General features: G+C 61.0%; 20 protein-coding genes. 12 read left to right on the top strand and 8 right to left on the bottom strand.

What is annotated here, in order from left to right; translation table 11 throughout:
• Window positions 1–45: 45 nt before the first annotated feature.
• From ABDW49_RS10660 to ABDW49_RS10685, 6 genes are read right to left on the bottom strand one after another with little or no spacing between them, the layout of a single operon-like run.
• Complete coding sequence (locus ABDW49_RS10660; RefSeq protein WP_343611793.1) at window positions 46–309, bottom strand: hypothetical protein; 264 nt, start codon at window positions 307–309, stop codon at window positions 46–48.
• Window positions 306–2,246 carry a chemotaxis protein CheA gene (locus ABDW49_RS10665; RefSeq protein WP_343611795.1) on the bottom strand — a complete coding sequence of 647 codons (1,941 nt, stop codon included), beginning with the start codon at window positions 2,244–2,246 and terminating at the stop codon, window positions 306–308. The genes ABDW49_RS10660 and ABDW49_RS10665 overlap by 4 nt, the downstream gene beginning before the upstream one ends.
• A complete protein-coding gene (locus tag ABDW49_RS10670; RefSeq protein ID WP_343611797.1) occupies window positions 2,243–3,088 on the bottom strand; it encodes a protein-glutamate O-methyltransferase CheR in 846 nt (281 codons plus the stop codon). The genes ABDW49_RS10665 and ABDW49_RS10670 overlap by 4 nt, the downstream gene beginning before the upstream one ends.
• Window positions 3,085–4,170 carry a chemotaxis-specific protein-glutamate methyltransferase CheB gene (gene cheB / locus ABDW49_RS10675; protein ID WP_343611799.1) on the bottom strand — a complete coding sequence of 362 codons (1,086 nt, stop codon included), beginning with the start codon at window positions 4,168–4,170 and terminating at the stop codon, window positions 3,085–3,087. The genes ABDW49_RS10670 and cheB overlap by 4 nt, the downstream gene beginning before the upstream one ends.
• Entirely contained in the window at window positions 4,167–5,609 is a 1,443-nt protein-coding gene (locus ABDW49_RS10680; protein WP_343614239.1) for a chemotaxis protein CheW, read from the bottom strand. The genes cheB and ABDW49_RS10680 overlap by 4 nt, the downstream gene beginning before the upstream one ends.
• Entirely contained in the window at window positions 5,569–7,482 is a 1,914-nt protein-coding gene (locus ABDW49_RS10685; RefSeq protein WP_343611801.1) for a methyl-accepting chemotaxis protein, read from the bottom strand. The genes ABDW49_RS10680 and ABDW49_RS10685 overlap by 41 nt, the downstream gene beginning before the upstream one ends.
• A gap of 269 nt (window positions 7,483–7,751) precedes the next feature.
• On the opposite strand from ABDW49_RS10685, the gene ABDW49_RS10690 reads away from it, so the two are divergent.
• A complete protein-coding gene (locus ABDW49_RS10690; protein WP_343611803.1) occupies window positions 7,752–8,015 on the top strand; it encodes a DksA/TraR family C4-type zinc finger protein in 264 nt (87 codons plus the stop codon).
• A 64-nt stretch (window positions 8,016–8,079) separates the two neighbouring features.
• On the opposite strand, the gene ABDW49_RS10695 is transcribed toward ABDW49_RS10690, so the two are convergent.
• On the bottom strand, window positions 8,080–8,496 hold the full coding sequence (locus ABDW49_RS10695) for a DUF4186 domain-containing protein (protein WP_343611805.1): 417 nt from the start codon (window positions 8,494–8,496) through the stop codon (window positions 8,080–8,082).
• 135 nt (window positions 8,497–8,631) lie between these two features.
• Here ABDW49_RS10695 and ABDW49_RS10700 point away from each other — a divergent pair, with 135 nt between their 5' ends.
• The 7 genes from ABDW49_RS10700 (at window position 8,632) to ABDW49_RS10730 (ending at window position 16,906) form a co-directional block, all read left to right on the top strand.
• The gene (locus tag ABDW49_RS10700) at window positions 8,632–9,867 is read left to right on the top strand and encodes a cation:proton antiporter (RefSeq protein WP_343611808.1); all 1,236 of its coding nucleotides are present in this window, start codon (window positions 8,632–8,634) and stop codon (window positions 9,865–9,867) included.
• 354 nt (window positions 9,868–10,221) lie between these two features.
• A complete protein-coding gene (locus ABDW49_RS10705; protein WP_157098851.1) occupies window positions 10,222–10,407 on the top strand; it encodes a hypothetical protein in 186 nt (61 codons plus the stop codon).
• A 470-nt stretch (window positions 10,408–10,877) separates the two neighbouring features.
• The gene (locus ABDW49_RS10710; protein WP_343611810.1) at window positions 10,878–11,873 is read left to right on the top strand and encodes a hypothetical protein; all 996 of its coding nucleotides are present in this window, start codon (window positions 10,878–10,880) and stop codon (window positions 11,871–11,873) included.
• 324 nt (window positions 11,874–12,197) lie between these two features.
• Window positions 12,198–12,713: a cupin domain-containing protein gene (locus ABDW49_RS10715; protein ID WP_343611812.1), complete on the top strand. Its 516-nt coding sequence runs from the start codon at window positions 12,198–12,200 to the stop codon at window positions 12,711–12,713.
• 169 nt (window positions 12,714–12,882) lie between these two features.
• Complete coding sequence (locus tag ABDW49_RS10720; protein WP_343611814.1) at window positions 12,883–13,416, top strand: hemerythrin domain-containing protein; 534 nt, start codon at window positions 12,883–12,885, stop codon at window positions 13,414–13,416.
• A gap of 130 nt (window positions 13,417–13,546) precedes the next feature.
• Window positions 13,547–14,281 (top strand): Crp/Fnr family transcriptional regulator, encoded by a 735-nt coding sequence (locus ABDW49_RS10725; RefSeq protein WP_343611816.1) that lies wholly within the window; start codon window positions 13,547–13,549, stop codon window positions 14,279–14,281.
• A gap of 522 nt (window positions 14,282–14,803) precedes the next feature.
• Window positions 14,804–16,906, top strand: a complete 2,103-nt coding sequence (locus ABDW49_RS10730) for a catalase (protein ID WP_343611818.1) — start codon at window positions 14,804–14,806, stop codon at window positions 16,904–16,906.
• A 350-nt stretch (window positions 16,907–17,256) separates the two neighbouring features.
• On the opposite strand, the gene ABDW49_RS10735 is transcribed toward ABDW49_RS10730, so the two are convergent.
• Complete coding sequence (locus ABDW49_RS10735; RefSeq protein ID WP_343611820.1) at window positions 17,257–17,760, bottom strand: hypothetical protein; 504 nt, start codon at window positions 17,758–17,760, stop codon at window positions 17,257–17,259.
• 288 nt (window positions 17,761–18,048) lie between these two features.
• Between ABDW49_RS10735 and ABDW49_RS10740 the strand changes: the two genes are divergently transcribed.
• From ABDW49_RS10740 to ABDW49_RS10755, 4 genes are all read left to right on the top strand, one after another.
• The gene (locus tag ABDW49_RS10740) at window positions 18,049–18,462 is read left to right on the top strand and encodes a hypothetical protein (protein WP_343611821.1); all 414 of its coding nucleotides are present in this window, start codon (window positions 18,049–18,051) and stop codon (window positions 18,460–18,462) included.
• A 353-nt stretch (window positions 18,463–18,815) separates the two neighbouring features.
• Window positions 18,816–19,412 carry a sigma-70 family RNA polymerase sigma factor gene (locus tag ABDW49_RS10745; RefSeq protein ID WP_343611823.1) on the top strand — a complete coding sequence of 199 codons (597 nt, stop codon included), beginning with the start codon at window positions 18,816–18,818 and terminating at the stop codon, window positions 19,410–19,412.
• The gene (locus ABDW49_RS10750; RefSeq protein WP_343611824.1) at window positions 19,409–20,437 is read left to right on the top strand and encodes a FecR domain-containing protein; all 1,029 of its coding nucleotides are present in this window, start codon (window positions 19,409–19,411) and stop codon (window positions 20,435–20,437) included. Before ABDW49_RS10745 ends, ABDW49_RS10750 begins: the two co-directional genes overlap by 4 nt.
• A gap of 242 nt (window positions 20,438–20,679) precedes the next feature.
• Window positions 20,680–23,106 carry a TonB-dependent receptor gene (locus tag ABDW49_RS10755; protein ID WP_343611825.1) on the top strand — a complete coding sequence of 809 codons (2,427 nt, stop codon included), beginning with the start codon at window positions 20,680–20,682 and terminating at the stop codon, window positions 23,104–23,106.
• Window position 23,107 lies beyond the last annotated feature (1 nt).

The following is a 23,107-nucleotide window of genomic DNA, read 5'->3' on the forward strand; positions in this document are numbered from 1 at the left end:
GCTTATGGTCGCGGCCCTGCATTGAAATGGGGTTTGACCTGCGTATTATGGATTTTTTGGCGTCGTGTCGTTATCTGAAATGAGGCGGAGGAAGATTTCTCGGGAGAGGGGGCCTGCGGTAGCCTGTCCCCGGATGACAGGGCGAACGGCCAGCAGCACCTGCATGAGCGCCATATGCAGTCGCTGCAGACCTGAGATGTCGATCGTTGCTTGCGCGTCTTCCTCGAGCGCGCGAAGCAGATCCTCAGCATCCTCGGCAGGGCATCGCCCGGCAAGGTAAATCACTCCGCCTTCAACCCTGACACTCATGCCAGAAGCTCCTGGACGTCAAGCACCAGCAGCACGCTGCCGTCCCCCATGATCGCCGAGCCAAGCATGCCATGTGCCTGCCCCAGCACGCCGCCATGCGGTCTGATCACCGTATCGAGGCGTTGGGATATGTTTCCAACCCGCAGCGCGACAGGACTGCCCTCGACATGCGTCACCACCAAACGGGCGGTGGGGGCGGTCATCGAGGGTAAACCAAGCAGGCCGGCAAGATCGACCACTGGAACGGCCGAACCACGCAGCACGCAGACCTGCCCAAGCCCGGCCGGCTTGATGGCGGAGGCGTCGATCCGCAGCGTCTCGCGAACCTGCCCGAAAGGAATGCCAAAGCGGTCCCCTTCGATCTCGACCACCAGCAATTGGGTGGTAAGGGCATGTGCCGGGAAGCGCATATGAAAGCTGGTGCCCGATCCCACCTTGCTCTCGACTGTGATGGTGCCACGCAGGCGACGCACCGCCACCTGCACCGCATCCATGCCCACGCCCCGTCCGGAGAGATCGGTGATGGCGGCGGCGGTGGAAAAGCCGGGCTCGAAAATCAGGCGTAGCGCACTCTCATCATCGCTCAAGACGGCGTCCTGGTCGAGCAGGCCGCGTTCGACGGCCATGTGGTGGATGCGAGCAGGGTCGATGCCGGAGCCGTCGTCGCTGAGGGTTGCGGTGATGGCGTCGCCGTCCCTCGCAAGGGTCAGCCGCAATCGGCCCTGAGGCGGTTTGCCAGCCGCTTGCCTAACGGCGGGCATTTCGATGCCATGATCGATGGCATTGCGCAGCAGATGTAGCAGCGGCTCGAACAGGCCCTCGGCGATCTGCTTGTCGGCTTCGATGGTTTCGCCTTCCATCGTGAAGGCCACGGACTTGCCAAGGGCGTCAGCGATTTCGCGGGCGGCGCGCGGCAGGCGGCGCAGCGTGCCTTCGAGCGGCACAAGCCGGATCTGGGCCAGATGTCCATGCAGGCTGGTTGCGACACGTTCGATGCTGGCTTGAGCGCTGCGCAGCCGGGAAGCCATGGCGCGGTCCAACTGACCCATTTCATTGGCGAGAGGTGCAAGGGAATTGATGGCGATGGCAAGATCACGAAGGCCATCCGCAAGCGCGTCGATGCGCGTGGATTCGATCCGCAGAAGGGCGCCGTCAGCCGTGATCTTCTCCCCATCTGGCTTGCGGGAAGCGCGGGGCAGGGCGGCGAACTCGACCTGATCGGGCTGCAAGCGGAAGGCGGCACGCAGATCGGCCTCATCAGCGGCGCTCAGCCCCTCGATCAGCGAAAGGCACGCAAACGGATCGAGTTCGGCGGTCCTTGGCCATGATCCCTCGGCAGGCAGGATCGCCAGTGCGACCAGATCCGGTATCGCTTCCACCACGGCGAGGGGGTCTTCACCGCGAAAGAAGCAATCCGCATCGGGACGATAGCGAAAAGCGATCAGATCGGCGATGGACTGATCGATCTGATGGGCTTCGCGCGCAACAAGGGCGGTGAGCCAGTCTGTCGCCTGGCTAGGGGGCTCGGATGTACTGGCTTCTGGCAGCTGATCCGCGACATGCCCGCGCAGGAGAGCGAGCACGGCGCTCGCCCGCTCTTCGGCATCGCCGGGCAAGGCACCGTCTTGTTCCATGGCATCGATCCAGCGGTCGGTCTGGTCGAGGCAGGCTGTCAGCCCATCCAGCGTTGCCGATCGCAGCAAGGCAGCGCCTTTGCGGGCCTGTTCCAGCACATCTTCCGCCGCGTGCAGTAGTCGCTCTGCCGGCGAGAGCGCGAAGATCGCGAAAGAGCCCTTGAGCGTGTGGATTGCCCGAAAGGCGCTGTCGATGGCAGCGCCGTCGATCGGATCGCGGGCCAGCATTGCGAGATCCTTGGCCGCCTGGACAACCAGCTCCCGGCTTTCAATCAGGAATTGTTCGAGCAACTCGTCCATCATGGCCGACGATAGACGATTGCGTCGGCAAGGCGAGTCACCGTGAAGCGATCCGAGATGCGGCTCATCGACTCGCTGTGCCCGAGGCAGAGATAACCGCCCGGATTCAGTCGATCATAAAGAGTTTCGCCTGCTGCGATGCGTGCATCATCATCGAAATAGATCAGCAGGTTACGACACAAAATAACATCGAATCGGCCAAGCGGGGCCACGCTGGCCGGATCAATGAGATTGGCCTGGGTGAAGCGCACGGATTCGCGAAGATCCGCAATGATGCGCCGCTGACAATGCTGCTCGGGCTCGAAATAGCTGTTCAAGAGGGCTTCGGGCAGACGTGCGAGCGAGCGTTGCGAGAAATTGCCCTCCACCGCTCTGGCCAAGGCGGCAGTGTCAATGTCGGATCCCACGATCTCGATGTTATAGGCATCGACCAGCGTCCAGTTTTCCAGCAACCAGATGGCGATCGAATAGGCCTCTTCCCCCGTGGCACAGGGCATCGACCAGATTCGTACCAGATCGCCAGGCGTTCGATGCCGCGTGATCTCGGGAAGAATATCGCGCGAGAGCGCGGCAAGCTGATGCTCTTCGCGATAGAAATAGGTTTCATTGATGGTGAAGGCGTTGATAAGCGCTTGCCGCTCACCGTCATCATCAACAGCGAAATCAAGATAGGCGGAGGCGGTTGCCGCACGCCGTCGAGCCATCCGTTCGGCAATGCGTCGCTCGATATAATAGCGCTTGTTCTCTCCGAAGACCATGCCGGTCCAGCCGTGGATCAGGGTTGAAACCCGCGCAAGCTCCAGAGCGGTGAGGGCCGGCAAAGGCGGGGAGGACTGTCTGGTCACGGCGTCAGCAGCGCCATCAACTCGCCGGCGATCGTGTCAAGCGCACAGATGCGCGATGCCCCGCCCCGGCTCACCAAGGCGCCAGGCATACCCCAGACGACAGCAGTGCTTTCGGCCTCGGCGATGGTCTGGCCGCCTGCCTGCTTCAATCTGGCCATGGCTGCTGCTCCGTCATTGCCCATCCCTGTCATCAACACCCCGATCAGCCGTTGGGGTGCGACCAGGCGCAACGCGCTGTCGACAAGGCGATCCACGCTGGGGTGCCAGAGATGGGCCTCACTCATTGGCGCGGGCAGGGCGACCAAATGACCGGCCCGCCGGGAAAGGATGAGATCGGCATCCCCCCGCCCGATATAGGCATGTCCGGAAGCCAGCGGGGTGGCTTTATCGACCTCCATGACATCGAGCGCGCAGAGCCGGTCAAGCCTTCGCGCCAGGGGGCCCGTGAAGGAGCCGGGCATATGCTGAGCAATCAGCACGGGCCAGGGAAAGCCGGCTGGCAGGCCTCCGAGCAACCTGTCGAGCGCGGGAGGGCCACCGGTCGAGCAGCCGACCAGCACCAGACCGGGCATATCCGTGGGTGAGGGGGCGATTGTAGTTTGGACCGCCGCGAGAGGGTTAGATGGGGCCGGAAGGCGGCGCGGTGCTCGCGCGCGCAGCCTTTCCCGCAGTCGATGACTGCGCGGAACGCGGGCTGTCGCGGCGGAACGGACCCGGGTCACGAGATCCGCGGCAATGGCGTCGATCTCGAGAGAGAGGGCGCCCTTGGGTTTGGGAATGAAATCCACCGCGCCCAGTGCCAGCGCTTCAAGTGTTTCCTCCGCCCCTTCGGCGGTCAGTGAGGAAACCATGACCACCGGACACGGGTGAAGCACCATGATGCGATCGAGACAGGCAAGCCCGTCCATTTCCGGCATATGGATGTCGAGCGTGATCACATCCGGACGGAAGGTGCCAAGCTGCTCGAGCGCTTCGGCGCCGTTGCGGGCCACGGCGATCTCGAAATCACCGGCAGTGGTGAAGATTTCCGTCAGCAGGCGCCGCATAAGGGCGGAATCGTCGACGATCAGCAATTTGGTCACGTTCGGGATTTCGCACCCTTCTTGCCCAGTTCAGTCAGCAGGTCGCGCTCGGCCTTGTCGAGCAATTCCTCCGGGCTCACGATCAGCACCAGACCATCCTGCCCCTCAACCGTCGCGATCCTGTCGAACACGCGCATTCCCTCAACCCCCAGATCGGGCGCTTCGCGCAAGCAGGAGGCGGGCAGGCGGGTTACCTCCCGCACGGCATCGACCAGAAATCCGGCGGTGAGCTTTCCGATTTGCACCAGGATCACACGGGGCCTCTCCGCGACCACGCCTTCGCCCTTGAAACGCTGGGCCTGATCGATCACGGGCACGATCTGGCCTCTGACCTCCATCACGCCTTTCACGAAGGCAGGCGCGCGCGGCAAGGCGGTCAGGCGGGGTGGCAGGGCCGTGACTTCGAGGACGGCTTCGATGGGCAGACCGAAATGATCCTCGCCGATCATGAAGGTCAGGAAGGACAGGTCTTCCTCGGCCGTGAGGGCATCGCTCATGGTTTCGCCAGTCCCCGTATCGTCTGTAAGCAGCCCAGTCGTTAAGTCCTGGCCGACCAGATGATCGGTAGCGAGCACCGACAGGAGCCGCTGGCTGTCGCCACGCCTGCAGATCGCCTGAATGCGCGCCTCGCTGCCGCGATTGAGCAGCTGGGGGACCGGATCGATGGCCGTTTCGACCACCCGCTCCACAGACTGGATCGCATCGACAACGAGACCGAGCCGATGCGCCTTGACGCGCGCGACCACCACCGCCGACCGTCGCTGCCCCTCGGCCCTCTCCATACCCAGCAGACCGGCAAGCGAGACCAGAGGCAGGATCATGCCCCGCCAGGCGATGCTGCCCACGGTCGCCGCATCGGCATGCGGCATCAGCGTGACGTCTTCGGGGAGTGCAAGAACCTCTTCCACCGCCGACAGGGGAAGCGCGAAGTCCTGTTGCCCTACGGTGAAGGCAAGCATGGCGAGGCTTTCGACCTCCTCCTTGCCGCTTTCCACCGTTGGGACGGAACGACCGGATGTGGCGCGCCTCCTGCGATCGGGCATGGCGCCTGTGATCAGGGCTGCAGGATCGAGCAGCGGAACTCCGGGAGCTACACGCCCATCCAGCAGCTCCGACACCGCTGTGACGGCCAGCCCGACCTGCCCGTCCAGATCGGTAAGAATGATTCGCTCGCACGGCACATCCTCGCGCCCCATCAGCCGCGCGAACGAGAACACTGGAATGGCGTCACCGCGCAGACCGGCAACGCCGAGCAAGGCTTCGGGCGCATGAGGCACCCGCGACAATCTGGGCGTTGGCAAGACCTCCAGCGCCGTTTCCGCCGCCATGGCAAACCTTTCCGCGCCGAGGCGGAAGGTCAGCAACCTGGTGGTGGAGGCAGTCGCGGCGGGCAAACGCTCAGGCCTCGCCAGCGGCAAGCACGGTGGCGATCGAAGCAATATCCTCGATGGACGCAGCCAGGGCTTCTGCCGCTTCGCTTTGCTGGCGAGCCGCAGCGCTGGCATCTCGAGCGGCGACCGAGGCGAGATCGGCAGCTTCTGCGATCTGCCGCGTCCCACTCTGGATTTCGCGGACGGCGCGCAGAATATCCTGAGCTCCCGTCAGGATTACGCCATTTTTCTCGCGTGCTGTTTCCAATCCGGCAACGACCTGCGCAAAACGCTCGACCATGGCACGGTTGCGCTCGATTTCGGCTTCTGCTGCGCCGACGACCTGTTCCAGCTCACGGCGGATCGTGGCGATCTGGTCCTGAATATCGCGCGCGCCCTCCTTGCCGCGCTCGCTGCTGTCCGCGGCTCCGCGCGAGAGTTTACGAATGTCGGCAGAAACCAGAGCAAAACCGCGCCCAGCCTGACCGGCACGGGTGGCCTCTACTGCGCCGCTGACGGCCAGCATGCTCGTTTGCACAGCGGCGAGCGCCAGGCGATCGGTGATGGTCTCGATTTTGCGACTGGTGCTGTGAAGGCCGGAGAGCAAGCTCAGAACCGCATTGATCTCAGCGATCGCTGAAGCCACGCCATTGGCAAGGCGATTGACCAGTGCGGCGCTATCGCGCGCAGCCTGCACGATCCCGACGATACTTTCATTGGCAAGAGCGGCGCGGTCCTGCGCACGCTGGGCGGCAGCCTCGATCTGCGCAATGGCAGCATTGGACTGTGCAGTTGCAGCGGCCTGAACATCGGTGCCCCGGCCAATTTGATCGAGAGCGGTCAGGATCTGGGTTGCCGATCCCGACAGTTCCTGCACCGTCGCAGAAAGCTGCTCGGCAGCCGCCGCCACCTGTTCGGCAAGAGCCGATTGCCCGTCGTCCTGAAGTTTGCCAGTCATTTTGGCCAATGCTTCTGCGGTTTTCTGGCTTTCTTCCAGTGAGATTGCCTGCTGCTCCGTAGCCCGCCGTGCCTCGGCGGCGGCTGCCGTCTGCTCCTCTGCGGCACTGGCGACCTGCTCAGCCCCCCGTTCGGCTTCGCGCGCCGCCAATTCGGATTCGCTGGCAGCCTGTAGAATGTCCTGCGCGGCGAGCCCGAGTTCGACCAGATTGTCACGCCCCGCCGCGAGCTCTGACACGACCTTACTTCCAGCCTGGGCTTCTTCGGTTGCCTGGACAGATGCGGCGCGTAATTTCTCGGCGATGCGGAGCACATCCTGCGCGATCACGGCTGAAAGCGCGCGAATTGTGCCGGCTCCAGCCTCGGAAGCTTCGGCAATCGCCCGGACTTCGTCCGCGACGAGGGAGAAACCGACTCCATCGGAGCCGGCTCGCGCAGCTTCAATGGCAGCGTTGAGCGCGAGCAGGCTGGTCTGATCCGACACATCGGCCACTTCTGCCCCGATCGCGTCGATGTTGCGCGAGGCTGCTTCCAGAGCATCGATCAGCTCGACGCTGGACAACTGGCGCTGGGCGCTCAGGGTAATTGCCGCGACTGAACTGTCGATCAATGCGCCGATCTCGCCGAAGGCTATAGCTGCCCTGTCTGTCTGCTGACGCGCCTCGTCGGCTCGATCTCGCGCATCCTTGAAACCGGATCCAAGGGATGCGATCAGCCCAAGCGATTCCTGAGCGGCACCTGCTGCTTCCTCCGCGCTGCTCGCGATATGGTCCATGGTGTGTTGCAATTCCAGCGTCGCCGCGGAGGCTTCGCCCAGCCCGCTTGCCAATTCCTGCGTCGCCTGATCGATCCTGCCTGCAGCAGTGACAGCTTTCCGTCCGGTCGACTTAACGGATGTCCGTCGGGGCTGTGCAGGTGGCGCAACAACGGCCTCAGCCACAGATTTTGCGCGAGCGCCGAGGGTCGATTTCTTTACGAGCGCCATTATTCAGTCCCGATCATCAGTTGCGCTGGTTCTAAGGGAGCCGTGCGCGCGGCGCTAGGGGGGGATGACCAATTTTCCAATCCGCTGTCTCCGCTTCGGCAGGGCCGGCGCAAAAGTCTTGGGAGGCTTCGATCATAGCGCGGATGCGACCAGCTAGCGCATCCATGGCGAAGGCCTTTGTGATCATTTCCATCCCGAGCCCCAGAAAGCCAAGGGACCTATAGGGCCGCTGGTCTTTTCCATCAGGATTGGGAAAATGGACGGAGACTATGGCTGGAGGATGGACCCGCGACGGAGCAGTGGAGGACCAGATCGAGGATAGTGTGAAAGAAGCGGTGGATTTCGCGCGATCCCGCATGCCTGCCGGCGATGGCGAACCCTTCTGCATGATTTGCGGAGAGGAAATCCCCGAAGCTCGGCGCAAGGCACTCCCGGGCGCACGAACCTGCGTTGCCTGCCAGGAAAAGCGAGACAGCAGCGCGGCCAGGTCCTCCTTCAACCGTCGCGGCAGCAAGGACAGCCAGCTGCGGTGACAGGCGCTATGATGGCCGCGACAGCTGTCTCGCGCAGGGTTGGCCGCCGGAGTTATGTCGGCACCTATTCGCGCGAAGAGGCCGCGCTCGTGCCCCCGGAGGCTATCCCACCGGTGCCGGTCGTTGGCTGAGACATTGCTGCCTGTAACCAGCCCCGAATTGCAGCCACAATGTGCTCCTGCTGCTGTTGGGTGAGTTCATGCCTGGCGGGGATGCCATGCCATTTGGCGAGGCAGCCGCGACAGCAGGTCGCGGTGGCGTGCTGGGTGATAAGGGCCGGGTGGCCGCGCATCGGGGTCTGCTTGCCATCATTCTTCGGTAGGGCGGGGGCAAGACGTTTGACGATAAAATCACGGGCGTGATCCAGCACCGTGTCGAGCCCACGCGGTTCCAGATACTCCCGCTCCTTGCTTCCCAGCTTGAACCGACTCCGAAACCTCGACTGTGCGAGACGCGAAAAGACAAGATCGAGGTCACGCATCGCTTGGCTCATTGTGCTCATATCCATGATCAGGGCTACGTCCGTGAAATTGATCGCGATGGGCTCAGGTCCGTACCATGGAACGATTATCTCCAACGCGGTGGGGAGCCATATGTGCTCGTGAGACTTGAATAGATGATGCTGGCTGTCTCCTATCCTCTGTTGCTTCTGGTGATCGGCGCACTGCTGTTGCTTGGAAGCTGGGCACCGATGATGTTGCGGCGTCTGCCGCTGTCCCTCCCGATGCTCTGCCTGCTTGCAGGCTTCGGCCTGTCTTTCACCAACCTCGTCAGATTGCCCGCCGGCCCCCTGGGCGATGGCGGTGTGGCGGAGAAAATCAATGAGATGATCGTCGTTCTTGCCCTGATGGAGGCCGGGTTGCGGCTCGATCGGCGTTTCAGCCTGCGGCGCTGGGCTTCCGTCTGGCGCCTGTTGTTGATCGCCATGCCGCTGACAATTGGTACCCTGCTCCTGCTTGGCCATTACGCTCTCGGGTTTGGCTGGCCCGCTTCGCTGCTGCTTGCCGCTTCGCTGGCGCCCACAGATCCGGTTCTTGCCGCCGATGTCCAGACAGGACCGCCCGGCGCCGGCGAGGATGGTGAGACGCGGTTTGCCCTCACCGCTGAAGCCGGGCTCAACGATGGCTTCGCTTTTCCGTTCATTGTGCTGGCGCTTTTGCTGGAACGGGGCGTTGCCGACATCGGCCATTGGCTGGCGGCCGATCTGTTCGGGGAACTGGCCGTCGGTCTGTTGGTAGGCACCATCGTGGGAAGAGCGGTCGGCTATCTTCTGTTCGAATTGCCTGCGATCAAACTGTCCAACACCGGAGAGGGGCTCGCTGCCATCGGTGCCACCCTGTTGTGCTATGCCGTCACGCTGATGCTGCAAGGCAATGGTTTTGTCGCGGTGTTTGTCTCTGCGATCGCCATCCGTTCAACCTGCCCGGACGATGCATTTCATGTCACCATGGCGGAGTTTTCCGCGCAGGTCGAGCGTGTGTTGGTGATGCTAATTCTGCTCGTGCTTGGCTGGGGCTTGGGATCGGGACTGCTGCAAGCCATCACGCCGATGGGCGTCTGCGTGGCACTCGTCCTGATCGCCGTGATCAGGCCTGCCTCGGCGCTGATCGGTTTTGCAGGCTCACGCGAGGGCCGTTATGCGCGGATGCTGATCGGATTTTTCGGGATCAGAGGAATCGGTACGCTCTTCTATCTGCAGTATGCCTTTAACAGGCAACCCTTCGCCGAAAAACAGGCGATCTGGGCCATTTGCTCATTGGCGATCGCAGCTTCCGTCTTCGTTCATGGGATACTTTCAAAACCTGCCATGGCCAGGGCTGATGCGCGAAGGTTGCAAAACCAGGAAGGGTGAATGAGCATGACGCGGGGCTTTAATCCTCCCATCACAAGCGAACCCTCCTGAAGAGGGTCGGGTCATCGATTAAGGTATGCTCTTCTTCGGGTTCTTTGTTACGGGAGAGTGGAAAAATCCTTGAAACCCCTAACATCCATCGCCAGCTTTCTCTTAATGCAGCGAAAAATGCATAACATAGATTAATTTTCATAAGAAAGTTTTTTGGTGATTGTCGATTGGTCTTTTAGAAGCCGTGGGACACACAAAGGGCTTCTACGATCTATGTGCATCGTCGTTTCAGTTGATATCATCAAGCCGTCGACACCGCCGCGAAGAAATCCGATGTTCTCACACAAATATTATGGGCGTTAAATGACCATCGGAACGCCCAGAATTCTTAATTATCCTCTCATTCATGAAACCAGTTGGAAAGCAAATTTGCTGGCACGTGCTGCTTTGGTTGCGTTAAGCGATGATGGAGCACGAGAGTTGGTGGAAATAGAAGCTCAAGCCATGCTTGACTATCTATGGGACATTGGATTCAGGCCGACCGTCTGAATTCTGCGCCAAGATTTCTACTGCCGAGACCAGGATTTTCTGCGGCCAATATGTTTGGCTTTTGTCCAGAGCGCTCCGGCGAAGCCATCGATGCGTGGGCTTTTAGGGGTTTTCTCGCAGGAGAGACCAGCGATCTCTTTGCCGGACCAAACGCTGCAACGAAGTGTAGAAAGTCTGCTAACACGGTTCATCCTGTTTTGTGGGGAATGGCCGTCGATGAAAGATCGTGGTTTTCCTGGGCGAGGGAAGAGTGTTTATTGAAAGTGCTCTCCTGTCGTTTTTCATGCGAAACATTTGCGCCCTTATCTGAGATTTAGTTCTTAAGGCGGGATGGTAGGGGGCCGCGAGCATGGGTTTTGCAGGCTCTCCTTTCTTCCTCCCATGCTCGGTTCGGCTGTTCAGGCCTTGAAAATAGCCACAAGCCGGGCGCTGCTCAGGATGATCGGCAAGAGCGGGCGTCAAATAGCGGCATGGATCGCGGCATCAAACTAGGAGCAAGGACCCAAACGCCTCCCTGCATCTTTCAACAGGTGAAAAAAAAGCGGCCTGTGAAACGGCCGATCAAGCAGGAGGCAGGACATGCCGATTTTACTCTGGCTCATTGGTGTTCCCATTCCGGTCATCATCCTTTTGCTGCTGCTCTGGCACTGAGGAGACGGAACATGGCGACCAATCCAAATTATTCCTTGGCCCCCTCCGCTGCAGGAGCGGTCGAGTCGAGCCGCTCCGCCGTCAATTGGGGGCCGGTTTTTGCCGGCGCGGCGGTGGCGATGGGCAGCACGCTCATTCTCCTTTCGCTGGGCTCGGGTCTGGGCTTTGCCGTGGCTTCTCCCTGGCCCGGGGCAGGGGTGACAGCGACCAGCTTCGTCATTGGAACCGGCATCTGGCTCATCGTGACCCAGTGGCTGTCCTCATTCCTGGGCGGCTATCTCGCCGGTCGGTTGCGTACGCGCTGGACGAACGTCCACACGGATGAGGTCTTTTTCCGCGACACGGCGCATGGCTTCCTGGCCTGGGCGGTTTCTGCAGTGTTGATTGCCGGCCTTGCGCTCAACGCGGCAGCGGCGGCCACCGGTGCGACGGCGGCCTCTGCGGCAGCATCGGCAAGCTATGCGGCTGACACGCTCATGCGCTCCAACCGCCCGATGACCGAAGCGTCTTCGGCCAACGCGCGGGCGGAGATCGCTCGGGTCCTTGCTCATGGCGATGTCGATGACGCCGACCAATCCTATCTGGCGAACCAGGTTGCGGCTCAGACGGGATTGTCACCCGAGGAGGCGCGCAAGCGTGTCGGCAACACCGTCCAGGCGCTGCGTGAAACGGCCGACAAGGCCCGGAAGGCATCCTCCGCGATCGGCTTCTTCACGGCGCTCTCGATGGTGATCGGTGCTTTTATCGCAAGCGTTGCCGCAGCTTACGGCGGTCGTCAGCGCGATGACCATGAGGATCGTGTACGGCTGGGCTGACAAAATCAGCGATGATCTGGTGATTGCGCATCGGGTGCGTGGCTGGTGCAACGTCTCCAGACGCGCACCTGACGCGAACTAGGTATGGACCTTACGACGCCCACGCCCACTCTCCTGGGGCTATTCAGCCAGACACTTCGCGTAGGGGCGGCGTCGTGAGCAGTCTGGCGTCGTTCTCTGCCTCGTCGCGAAAACGCGCCTGTGGCTGACCTTACCCAAGCTGAAATCCATGTTTTGTGACGAATTTCATGCGGTAAGAAACACGGCTTATGCGGTGAACCGGGGTGCCAATGTCCGTTTGTGTCAGCGAAAGGCTCTATCCTCATGGAAATCATAACGTTCCGCCTCGCCGAGCATGACTGGGTGCCAAACAACCCCAGACTGCCTGTCATCATTTATCGGCAGCCACTGCCCTCCGCCAGAGCAGAAGACCTGATCGGTGAATTCGAAAGGATCTTCAAGGCGCATGGCTGGCCGCCGCAATGGCGCGACGGCGTGTATGACTATCACCATTATCATTCCACTGCCCATGAGGCGTTGGGTGTGGTTGCAGGCCAAGCTGTGTTGACGATTGGCGGTCCAGGCGGGCGCGACATAGAATTGAGCGCAGGTGATGCGATTCTCCTTCCAGCCGGCACCGGCCACCGGGCGCTGAAATCTTCCAAGGATTTCCTTGTGGTCGGCGCTTACCCGGAAGGCCAAAGCTGGGACATTTGCCGCGAGGCACCTGACCCTGAGGCATGTTTGCGCATGACATCGCTGCCTTACCCGGAGCATGATCCTGTGATGGGGCCTGGCGGTCCGGCCTGTGTGCAGCGGGCTGCGCAACTGGACGATTAGCAGCAGCGCGCAGGCCCTCCTGGAAATTGGCGGGTCACATGTAGGCTCCTATGCCAGTAGGGCCGACAATCGTACTGATGCAGGTTAACTTTGCTTCAACTCAATGGGTCTTTGCGCGCCACAGTCGGTTCCTTCTCCAAATACCCAACAGACATCTTGGAGAGAACCAATGACTGCGACCAAAACCAAGACCAGTAACGCGACTCATGCCACAAGAAGCGGATCGAAGTCGGGCCGCAAGGCGGCGCGGACAGCAGCCAGGCCTGCCGACGCCATCAAACTTCTGAAGGCGGATCATAAAGAGGTAAAAACCTGGTTCAAGCAGTACGAAGATCTCGAAGACAACGCGGAGAAGCAGGTGCTTGCGGACAAGATCTGCCTGGCGCTCATCGTCCATACCCAGATCGAAGAAGAAATCTATTATCCCGCAACGCGCGAAGCGATCGACGATGATGATCTTCTCGACGAAGCTGAAGTCGAGCACGCCGGCGCCAAGCAACTGATTGCCGAAATCCGCAGCATGAAAGCCGGCGACCAGCTGTTTGATGCAAAGGTCACCGTGCTGGGTGAATACATCAACCATCACGTCGAGGAGGAGGAGAGTGAGATGTTTCCTGAAAGCAGGGATACGGATCTGGATCTCAAGGCTCTGGGCGAAAAGATGGCAGCTCGGAAAGCTGAGTTGATGAAACAAACCAAATAAAGTGCCGGGGGGCGTTGATCGCGCCAACATGCTCCTGGCTCTTTATCAGGCTTCCGCGAAACTTTGCCGGCTTTCCTCTCTTAATGTTCGAGGACATTGGACGAGACCGCGAGGGAGAGACGCAAGGATCATGTTCAGTCAACGATTCCTGAAAGACAAGCGGGGCGTCAAGCTGATGCCTCCGGAGCGGGCTGCGCTCGAAAAGGCCATCAGTGAAGTCCGGCATGTTCCAGCCCGCACGACGCTTATGCGTGCAGGGCATCAAGTCAATGAAAGTACTCTTTTGGTCGATGGCATCATGTCACGCTACATCGATGACCGGAATGGATTGCGGCAACTGGTTGCCATCCATGTGCCTGGCGATTTCGTTGACCTGCACGCCTTTCCACTCAAGGTTCTCGAACATGACGTGGCGACGATGACGCCGTGCACGGTCGCAGTCGTTCCCCACGCCGCGTTGGAGGTGCTGCTCGCCGACTTTCCTGAGATGAACCGCAAGTTGTGGTTCGCCACACTGATCGATGCGGCGATCCACCGGGCTTGGCTGTTTCGGATGGGGCGTCTTGATGCACTTGGGAAGGTGGCACATTTCCTCTGTGAAACCAATGCGCGCCTTGTGTCGGCCGGGCTCAGCGACGGCCGGCGGTTTGATCTTGATCTGACCCAGGCGGATCTGGCGGAGATTTGCGGCCTGACGTCTGTTCATATCAATCGGGTCGTGCGCCAACTGCGCGATGAGGGCCTTTGTGCCTTTCGCTCATCGGTGGTCGAGCTGTTCGACCCGGAACGTCTGAGCGCCCGCGGGCAGTTCAAGGACGCCTATCTTTACAATGAAAAGGCTGCGAATGCGGTCTCGATCACCTGAAAGGATGGTTGCATGAGGACGCAATCGAGCATTCCCCCGCCAGAAACCGAGCCGGGGGTTGCAACTGCGGAAGAGGGTCTTGTCATCCTTGATGGGCCTGCCGGCGTGGCTATCACGATGACGCCAGAAGCGGCATCGCTCACTGGACACAGCCTGATGTCAGCGGCGCGGCTGGCCTATGAACAAGCGACTCGCGCTGCCCGGTAGAAAGGGCGGACCGGGGCTGCGACTGCCGTCGTTGTCGTGGGAACCGAAACAGCAGCTTCTCACACTGAGGTCAGGAATAGCCGACCTATTCTGATTCCTGGAACTGCCCCTTAAAAACCACTATGGCTTTGCTTTGACAGCCGAGACATGAACAGCTTCAATCTTGGTTTCATGCCTCGCACATGTTTCGTCGCGGCAGTGTGACGCTTGGTCTCTCATGCGCCTAATCCATGGAACACCCAGCCACCTGATCTTTTGAACATCCTACGTCCGGCACAAGGCTTATGTGCCAGTCCGATCAGGGATCATACTGACATGTCGAAAAAAACCACAGACCCCGCGTTTGAAACCAGCATCGGCAACGGTGGCGAAACCCATCAGAACGTGCCCGCCAAGGGCGCGCATCAGGACGATCAGGCCCATCTCACCACCAATCAGGGCATCCGCATCAGCGACAATCAAAACAGCCTGAAGGCCGGCGCGCGCGGCCCGGTGCTGCTCGAAGATTTCGTGCTGCGCGAGAAGATCTTCCACTTCGACCATGAGCGCATTCCCGAACGCATCGTCCACGCGCGCGGATCGGCGGCGCATGGCGTGTTCGAATGCACCGATCCCATCCCCGAACTGACCCGCGCCGGACTGTTTGCCGAAAAAGGCAAGCAGACGCCGGTCTTCACCCGCTTCTCCACCGTGGCGGGCGGCGCGGGCAGCGTCGACACCCCGCGCGACGTCCGCGGTTTCGCGGTCAAGTTCTACACAGATGAGGGCAACTGGGATCTGGTCGGCAACAACATCCCGGTGTTCTTCATCCAGGATGCGATCAAGTTCCCCGACCTGATCCATGCCGTGAAGATGGAGGCTGACAAGGGCTATCCGCAGGCGGCATCCGCCCATGACACCTTCTGGGATTTCGTCAGCCTGATGCCCGAGACCATGCATATGGTGATGTGGGCCATGTCGGACCGGGCGATCCCGCGCTCGCTGCGTTTCATGGAGGGTTTCGGCATCCACACCTTCCTGCTTGTCAACGCCAAGGGCGAAAGCAAGCTTGTCAAGTTCCACTGGAAGCCGGTGCAGGGCATGCAATCGACCTGCTGGGACGAGGCGGTCAAAATCGCGGGCGCCGACCCGGACTATCACCGCCGCGACCTGTACGAAGCCATCGAAAGCGGCGATTTCCCGGCCTGGGATCTGGGCGTGCAGATCTTCGACGAGGACTGGGCTGCGGAGCAACCCTATGATGTGCTCGACGCCACCAAGCTGATCCCCGAGGAGGTCGTGCCGGTGCGGATCATCGGGCGCATGACGCTCAACCGCAACCCCGACAATTTCTTCGCCGAGACCGAGCAGGTGGCCTATTGCCCCGCCAACATCGTGCCCGGCATCGACTTCTCCGCCGATCCGTTGCTGCAGGGGCGGCTGTTCTCCTATCTCGACACGCAGAAGTCGCGTTTGGGCACGGCGAACTTCCACCAGATCCCGGTCAACGCGCCCAAATGCCCGTTCCACAATTTCCAGCGCGACGGTATGATGCAGACCCAGGTCCCCAAAGGCCGCGCCAATTACGAGCCCAACTCGCTAACCGCAGCGGACGAGGATGGCGGTCCCCGCGAATGCCCGGCGACCGCCTTCACCTCCTTCCCCGGCAATGTCGAGCCCAATGAGGCCGACACGCGGCTGCGCATCCGCCCCGATCTGTTTGCCGACCATTACAGCCATGCGCGGCTGTTCTACCGCTCGCAGACCGCACCCGAGCAGGCGCATCTGGCCAGCGCCATCGTCTTCGAGCTGTCCAAGGTGGCTTTGGAGCCGGTGCGGCTGCGCGTGCTCTCGCGGCTGCGCAATGTGGATGAGGAGCTGGCCGCGCGCGTCGCCGCCGGACTGGCGATGGATCTGCCCGAAGCGGCGGAAGCGGCCAGCCCACCCATCGACATGGAACCTTCACCCGCGCTGTCGATCCTGGAGCAGGGACAGCCCTCGCTTTCGGGCCGCAAAGTGGGCATCCTGTTTGCGGAAGGATCGAACCTTGAGGCCATCGAAAAGCTGAAGGCCCAGATCGAAAAGGCAGGTGGATCGGTGTTGCTGGTCGCGCCCAGGGTGGGCGGGATCAAGGTCAAGGGCGGAACGCTCAAGGCAGATGGGCAACTGGCGGGCAGCCCCTCGGTGATCTTCGATGCGGTGGCCTCGATCATCATGCCCGACGCGGCGCAAGCCATGGCCAAATGCAGCACGACGCAAGCCTGGTTCGCCGATGCCTACGCCCATTGTAAAACCATTGGCGCCTGCCCCGCCACCAAGGCGCTGCTGGAGCAATGGGGGCTGGAATCGGATGAGGGTGTGGTCGGCATCGAGGACTTTGCCTCAACGGCCCCGGCTCGCCATTGGGATCGTGAGCCCAAGATACGCTTGCTGGCTTGAGCCCGTTTTGGTAGCCGGGTCCATATCAATCCGTTAAATCATGGCCAATCAGGATCATGATGACGGAGCAGGGGGCTGCTTTTGGCGGATGCCTTGAATCGCATCCGCCTCGGCTCTTCCCTGGCATGGCATTCTCCAATATGTTGGTGCAGGATATTATGCTGGGACCAGCCGCTACGATGCATGCCAAAGTAAAAACTGGCTCGCGTGTTTACGGCCTAGGCAAACTAACTCGGAATGGGCGCAGGCCTTCCTTGCCCGGCATCGCCACATGGTCCAGCCTCCAGACCCTCAATGCGCTGGGGGACACCGCCCAGTAACTGGTCCCGCTAGGCTGCCAGGGATCCATCTTAGCCGCGAGAGATGGCAGGCAATCCCGTCTTTTCAAGCACCGCTTCCGCTTCGGTTTGCGCCGGCACGATAAGCCAGTTTTCAGGTCTCGTCGCATCCATCACGACGCGGCACCTTTGGAGCAGAGCTTCAGACATGCGGTCTCGAGGATAAGCAGGTCTTCCTTTCGCCCTTGCCCGCCGCCAGCCAATTTGCGCAGTTTCCTTCGCCTGAGACTTGCTGCCCTTTTTGCCGAAACCGCCGCCAAGCTTTTTCGAGCATTTTCTGAAAACGAGCACGACCGAACGGGTTTTGGCAGAGACAGGACGAAGCATCTCCCCAATGTAGGCGTGAAGGGCCTGGGTGCAACATCCTCCTCTTTGCTCCGCGATGGAAAGCCGGCGAGGTAAAGCGCAAAAGTGCGCGCGCCCTTGGATGCGCAGGCCCGCCTCAACAAAGCTGATGACGAAACATGAGGTGATCGCTAGCGTTATCAATGGCAACCCGAGGAGGCAGGCAGCCATTCTGCCGTATCGAATACGATCATTTGACAGTTGAGCCAGGCGCGGCGCCTGCGCTCATCACCGAGCGCAGGCGCCAGAGCGCATCGGACCGCATAATCTCTATCTGCGCCTAGGCAGGATCGAGGCGCAGATGGAGATGCCCTTGGGCCCGAAAGATGCAGTGTATGCGTCGGGGCTCTGATGCTTGTCAGGCGTACCTTCCATGCTGAAACGGCAGGTTCCTTTTGTGTGAGTCCGAGCTGAAACAACGCCTTGGCCAGATGACTCACGGACACGCCCCCGCCCGCGATGGCCGATGGCCTGCTCAATCTCGGCAGGGGAACGGCCATTCGCATCCAGTCCCGTGAATTGGCCATTCTGTGGGAGGCGTTGGCGCAGGCCTTCGCCGATTTGCTGATGCCACAGGATGCTGCATCGTGGCGCCCCCGTGTGGGCGGTGCTTGGGGAACAGCCGCCGCGCTGTCGGCAGCTCCTCTTGGCTTCGCCGCGGTGCCGGCCTGCCACCTGCCGGGGCCCCGGAGCATCTGCGCATCACGTTCGGTGCTGCGGCCAGTATGTTCGCAGCGAGATGAGCCCTGGCGGGAAATACCGGAAGTGGTAATTTCGATGCGTAGAGTTGGGATGCGCGGTAATTTTTTGTCCAATCCGCCTTTTGAGAACATTGTTTATGTTGTCGAGTTCGGTTGGCCCAAGCTTTGCTAGACGGTCATAAGAACGGACCTATGTGATACAAATAACGAAAATGTCTTGCTGATATTTGCGCTTGCTATTTCACTGTTCCGTCATATTCTCCCCTTTGCATAGTCTTTCGGACTATGCCGAGGCGTGAGAACCTCGCTAGAGGAAATGTTTTTCTGGTCCGCCGACATGTGTCCGGGTGGCCGATGTGTATGTTCAGGCTGCTTGCAGCTAAAGGCATCGGCGCATGCTGCCTCTAGTGTGTTCTCAACACCCGGCTTCGGTCGGCATCGCCTCATGATTTGAGGCAAGCCGATGTCGACATTGCAGATCACGAAGATTGGATACGGTCAGGGAACCGCGGCGATGGCGCCGGTATGGTGGCCGGCATGACCCTCTTTCGGCAGTTTATCGCATCGCTTTCGCCACGGCCCCTCGAAACTGAGCCCCTGCCGCCCGAAGACCGGGTGTCGCGTGTTTCAAAGCTGGTTCTTGCGGATATCTATCGCCGTGAAGCGCCGGGTTTGCTGCGCTTTTTCAAACACCGCGCCGATCATCAGGACGCGCATGACCTGATGCAGGAGAGTTTCGTGCGTCTGGCCGATGCAGATGCGCGTCGCGATCATGACATTGAGCGGCCCGAGGCCTATCTCAACCGCATCGCAAGCAATGTGCTCAGGAACGAGTCAAAGTCGGCCTATGAGCGCGCGCGGGCCAACACCTTGCCGGTCGAGGACGCGGGGTTAACAGCGCCGGATCTGGTTGAAACGCTTGAAGCGCGCGACATGATCAACCGGGTCCAGTCTGCGTTGATGCAGCTAAAGCCCAAGACCCGCGACATTTTTCTTGCCCACCGCGTGGATGGGCTTAGCTACGAGGAAATAGGACAGCGGATGGGGCTGCGGAGGAAAGGGGTGGTGTGGCACATGACGAAAGCGATCGCTCACCTCGACCGAACCCTGAGGTCTCGTTGACGGCGCCCTTTGGGCAGGATGAACCTGCCGAAGATCCGTTGCGTCGGGAAGCCCTCGAATGGCTGGGCAAGGTCCGCGCAGGTCCGGATCCTGAAACCGAGCGAGCCTTCCGGGCCTGGCATGAAGCCGATCCCCGCCACAAGGCCATGTTTGAATCTGTTCTCGCGACCTGGAGGCTCAATGGGGCCTCGGCGTTAACACCAACCGCCGACGTGCCCGACCGGCTTGCCAAATATGATGCCGGGCGCAGGTTCCGAAATTGTCTTGCGATTGCCGCAAGCCTGGTGCTGGGACTTGTCGTCATTGCCGGTATTGCGCGGATCTGGATGACGAACAACGCGCCTTCTGTCGTCAGGCAGGAGCGTTTGGCGAGCGGGGCCAATGACATTCGCACGACGACACTGCCGGATGGCTCGCGAGTCACCCTTGATGGCGCAAGCGAACTGGCGGCCAATTTCACAGCCGCCGAGCGGCGGGTGACCCTCCTGCACGGGCGGGCTCGTTTCGATGTCGCCCATGATCCCGATCATCCCTTCATCGTCACCGCCGGCGGACGGGAGGTTGTGGCCCACGGCACGGTGTTCGATGTCGATCTGCGCGCTCAGCGTCTGGCGGTGTCGCTGATCCGGGGTTCGATCGAAGTGCGCACGCCCACCCGGCCTGGGCCTGGACAACAGCCTCAGGCATCCCCGCCGCCCGGTCGATATCTCCTTCCTGGACAGCGGCTGGTGATCGAGAAGGACGATAGGCAAGCGCAACCCGTTGCGATGCCTCCGGATGAGGCAGACTGGACGACGCCGACACTGACCTTTGACGACCGGCCGCTTTCCGAAGTGATTGCCCAGGCCAATCGTCACGGCTCCGGCCGGATCGTGCTGGCCCAGCCGGCACTCCAGTCCCTGCGCTATACAGGCACCATCAGAACACGCGATAATCAGGATATCGCCCAGATGATCGCAGCGACCTTCGGGCTGGATATTGCGCGCGGGCAGCAAGGGACCATTCTTCTGGCCCAGCGAAATTGATGCGAAAAAATTCCCGGACATCGAGCGGGCTGACTTGTTGACCCTCCCAGCGGCACCGCATCTGCGGACCGCGCGGGGAGTTTTCCATGAGGTTCTTGCGTAAGGCGGCTGTCGCCGCGTCCATGTCGACAAGTCTTATCTCGCTGATTGTTGCCGCGCCCCAAGCTGCTGCCCAGACAGAGCAGGCGCACACTTATCAACTTCCGGCTCAATCACTGGCGGCATCACTGCGTGCTGTTTCAATGGCTACGGGCAAGTCCATCGGTGGAGATGCCAGGCTACTTGCCAGGCGACAGGCGCCCGCGCTGAAGGGTTCCTTCACGCTCGATGCGGCGGTGCTGGCGCTGCTGGCGGGGAGCGGTCTCCATGCCCGTTCGATTGGAACAGGCCTGATTATCGAGGCCGACGCCGGCGGATCGGAGGAGGGCGACGAGGCCAAGAGCGGCAGCGACATCGTGGTCACCGGCAGCCGTATCCGGGGGGCACCGATTGCCTCTCCGGTGATCGTACTTGATCATCAGGCCATGGAGGAACGCGGCCAGAGCACCCTTGGCGATGTCATGCGGGGTCTGCCCCAGGATTTCGGGGGAGGTCAAAACCCAGGTGTTGCGCTCAGCGTGCCGTCTGCAAGCGGTGTCAATGTTGCCGGTGCATCGACGGCCAATCTGCGCGGTCTTGGCAGCGATGCGACGCTCACCCTGCTCAACGGTCACCGGCTGGCCTACAATGGCACCCGGCAGGGTGTCGACCTGTCCTCCGTGCCCTTCGGCATGGTCGATCGGGTCGAGGTGGTCGCCGATGGCGCTTCTGCCCTCTACGGCTCCGATGCCGTGGCCGGGGTGGTCAATATCATCCTGAAGCGCGACTACGAGGGCTTGCAGACCAGCGCCAATCTGGGCGGCGCAACAGATGGCGGCGATTTCCAGCAGCAATATGGCGTGGTGACCGGGCACAAATGGTCCACCGGCGGCTTTGTTGCGGCTTACGAATATGGCCAAAACAGCGACATCTTTTCCTCGCAGCGCAGCTTCACGGCGGGGCGCCCGAACATCATCATCTATCCGGCGATGCATCATCATGCGGCGGCCTTCTCCGCGCATCAGGCGTTGACCGACACGCTGACCTTCGAGGTGGATGCGCTCTATAACAAGCGCTGGAGCGCTTCGGGCGTGACGCTGAGCACCGATGGAAGCTGGGACACGGCGCATCAGGAGAGCTATTCCTCCAGCCGATCGGGCGCGATCGCCCCGTCGCTCAAATTGCAACTGGGGAAGGACTGGCATCTTGCGCTCTCCGGTGTCTACGGCACCGAAACGGTCCATCTCACCAATGATATCTATGTGGGCACGACGCTCAGCACGGTGTCATCGGCCTGCTATTGCAACGAGGGCAAATCGGTGGAGCTGGCGGCCGACGGGCGACTGTTCGATCTGCCGGCGGGGCCCGTGAAAGTGGCCACTGGCGCGGGGTATCGCGCCAACAGTATGAACCTGTTTGCGGGGCAGGGGAATGCCCTCAACTTTATCGGGTCGCAAAGCAGCACCTATGCCTATGGCGAGGTGAGCATACCGGTGGTGTCACCCAAGCAGAGCATGGCCGGGATCGATCGCCTTAGCCTGAGCGGTGCGCTGCGCTATGAGCGTTATCCCGGCATCGGTTCGGTGGTGACGCCCAAACTGGGCATCATCTACGCGCCGGTGCCCGATCTCAGCATCAAGGGAAGCTGGGGGCGCTCCTTCCGGGCGCCAACCCTCTATCAACAACACCAGGGGCTCACGGCCTCGCTCTACACCGCTGCCAGCCGAGGTGGCGCGGGGTACTCATCGAACGCCACGGTCATCTATGTTGCCGGGGGCAACGTCAACCTCAAGCCGGAGCGGGCTGAAAACTGGGCGGCAACAATGGATTTCACGCCGCATCAGGTGCCCGGTCTCCGGTTACAGGCCAGCTATTTTTCGACGGTGTACAAGGATCGTATCGTCTCGCCGATCCAGTATCCGACGCAGGCCTTGAGCACGCCTGCCTACGCACCATGGACAGATTTCGCGCCGACATCGGCAGACATCACCTCTACTGTGACCAACAAGACCTCTTTCACCAATTACGTCGGTGGCGCCTTCGACCCTGCCAGTGTCGCCGCGATCGTCTACAACACCAACTTCAATGCCGGTCGCCAGACGATCCATGGGATTGATATGCTTGTCGATTACAAGACCAGCCTGGGACGCGACGGCGGGGACCTCAGGCTGAGCGGGAATGTCGCCTATCTCGTCAGCCATCAGCAGCTCATAGCCGGGGGCCCAACCACCGATCTGGCCGGGACGCTCTACAATCCGCCGCACTGGCGCGGCAATGCCAATCTGACCTGGGGCAAGGGGGGGCTCACCCTCAACACGGTGACCACTGTGATTGGCGGGGTCACCGACACCCGCACCGCGACGCCGATCCGCCTGGGCGGCATGGTGACGCAGGATCTCACCGCCCGTTATGCCTTTGGCGCGACCGAGGGTCCGCTTCGTGGACTGGCGCTTAGCCTGACGGTGCAGAATCTGCTCAACGACAAGCCGCCGGTGATCGCCACAAGCCTTTATTACGAGACCTCTTTCGACAGCACGAACTATTCGGCCATCGGCCGCACCATCGGCATGGGAGTGACCAAGTCATGGTAAA

The sequence above is a fragment of the Novosphingobium sp. genome (genome assembly GCF_039595395.1).
GTDB lineage: Bacteria > Pseudomonadota > Alphaproteobacteria > Sphingomonadales > Sphingomonadaceae > Novosphingobium.

What these genes read in the sequence shown, in the direction of transcription:
- ABDW49_RS10660 (WP_343611793.1), bottom strand. Translation starts at nt 309, where the DNA reads ATGAGTGTCAGGGTTGAAGGCGGAGTGATTTACCTTGCCGGGCGATGC.
- ABDW49_RS10665 (WP_343611795.1), bottom strand. Translation starts at nt 2,246, where the DNA reads ATGATGGACGAGTTGCTCGAACAATTCCTGATTGAAAGCCGGGAGCTG.
- ABDW49_RS10685 (WP_343611801.1), bottom strand. Translation starts at nt 7,482, where the DNA reads ATGGCGCTCGTAAAGAAATCGACCCTCGGCGCTCGCGCAAAATCTGTG.
- ABDW49_RS10690 (WP_343611803.1), top strand. Translation starts at nt 7,752, where the DNA reads ATGGCTGGAGGATGGACCCGCGACGGAGCAGTGGAGGACCAGATCGAG.
- ABDW49_RS10695 (WP_343611805.1), bottom strand. Translation starts at nt 8,496, where the DNA reads ATGCGTGACCTCGATCTTGTCTTTTCGCGTCTCGCACAGTCGAGGTTT.
- ABDW49_RS10700 (WP_343611808.1), top strand. Translation starts at nt 8,632, where the DNA reads ATGATGCTGGCTGTCTCCTATCCTCTGTTGCTTCTGGTGATCGGCGCA.
- ABDW49_RS10705 (WP_157098851.1), top strand. Translation starts at nt 10,222, where the DNA reads ATGACCATCGGAACGCCCAGAATTCTTAATTATCCTCTCATTCATGAA.
- ABDW49_RS10710 (WP_343611810.1), top strand. Translation starts at nt 10,878, where the DNA reads ATGGATCGCGGCATCAAACTAGGAGCAAGGACCCAAACGCCTCCCTGC.
- ABDW49_RS10715 (WP_343611812.1), top strand. Translation starts at nt 12,198, where the DNA reads ATGGAAATCATAACGTTCCGCCTCGCCGAGCATGACTGGGTGCCAAAC.
- ABDW49_RS10720 (WP_343611814.1), top strand. Translation starts at nt 12,883, where the DNA reads ATGACTGCGACCAAAACCAAGACCAGTAACGCGACTCATGCCACAAGA.
- ABDW49_RS10725 (WP_343611816.1), top strand. Translation starts at nt 13,547, where the DNA reads ATGTTCAGTCAACGATTCCTGAAAGACAAGCGGGGCGTCAAGCTGATG.
- ABDW49_RS10730 (WP_343611818.1), top strand. Translation starts at nt 14,804, where the DNA reads ATGTCGAAAAAAACCACAGACCCCGCGTTTGAAACCAGCATCGGCAAC.
- ABDW49_RS10735 (WP_343611820.1), bottom strand. Translation starts at nt 17,760, where the DNA reads ATGGCTGCCTGCCTCCTCGGGTTGCCATTGATAACGCTAGCGATCACC.
- ABDW49_RS10740 (WP_343611821.1), top strand. Translation starts at nt 18,049, where the DNA reads ATGGCCGATGGCCTGCTCAATCTCGGCAGGGGAACGGCCATTCGCATC.
- ABDW49_RS10745 (WP_343611823.1), top strand. Translation starts at nt 18,816, where the DNA reads ATGGTGGCCGGCATGACCCTCTTTCGGCAGTTTATCGCATCGCTTTCG.
- ABDW49_RS10755 (WP_343611825.1), top strand. Translation starts at nt 20,680, where the DNA reads ATGGCTACGGGCAAGTCCATCGGTGGAGATGCCAGGCTACTTGCCAGG.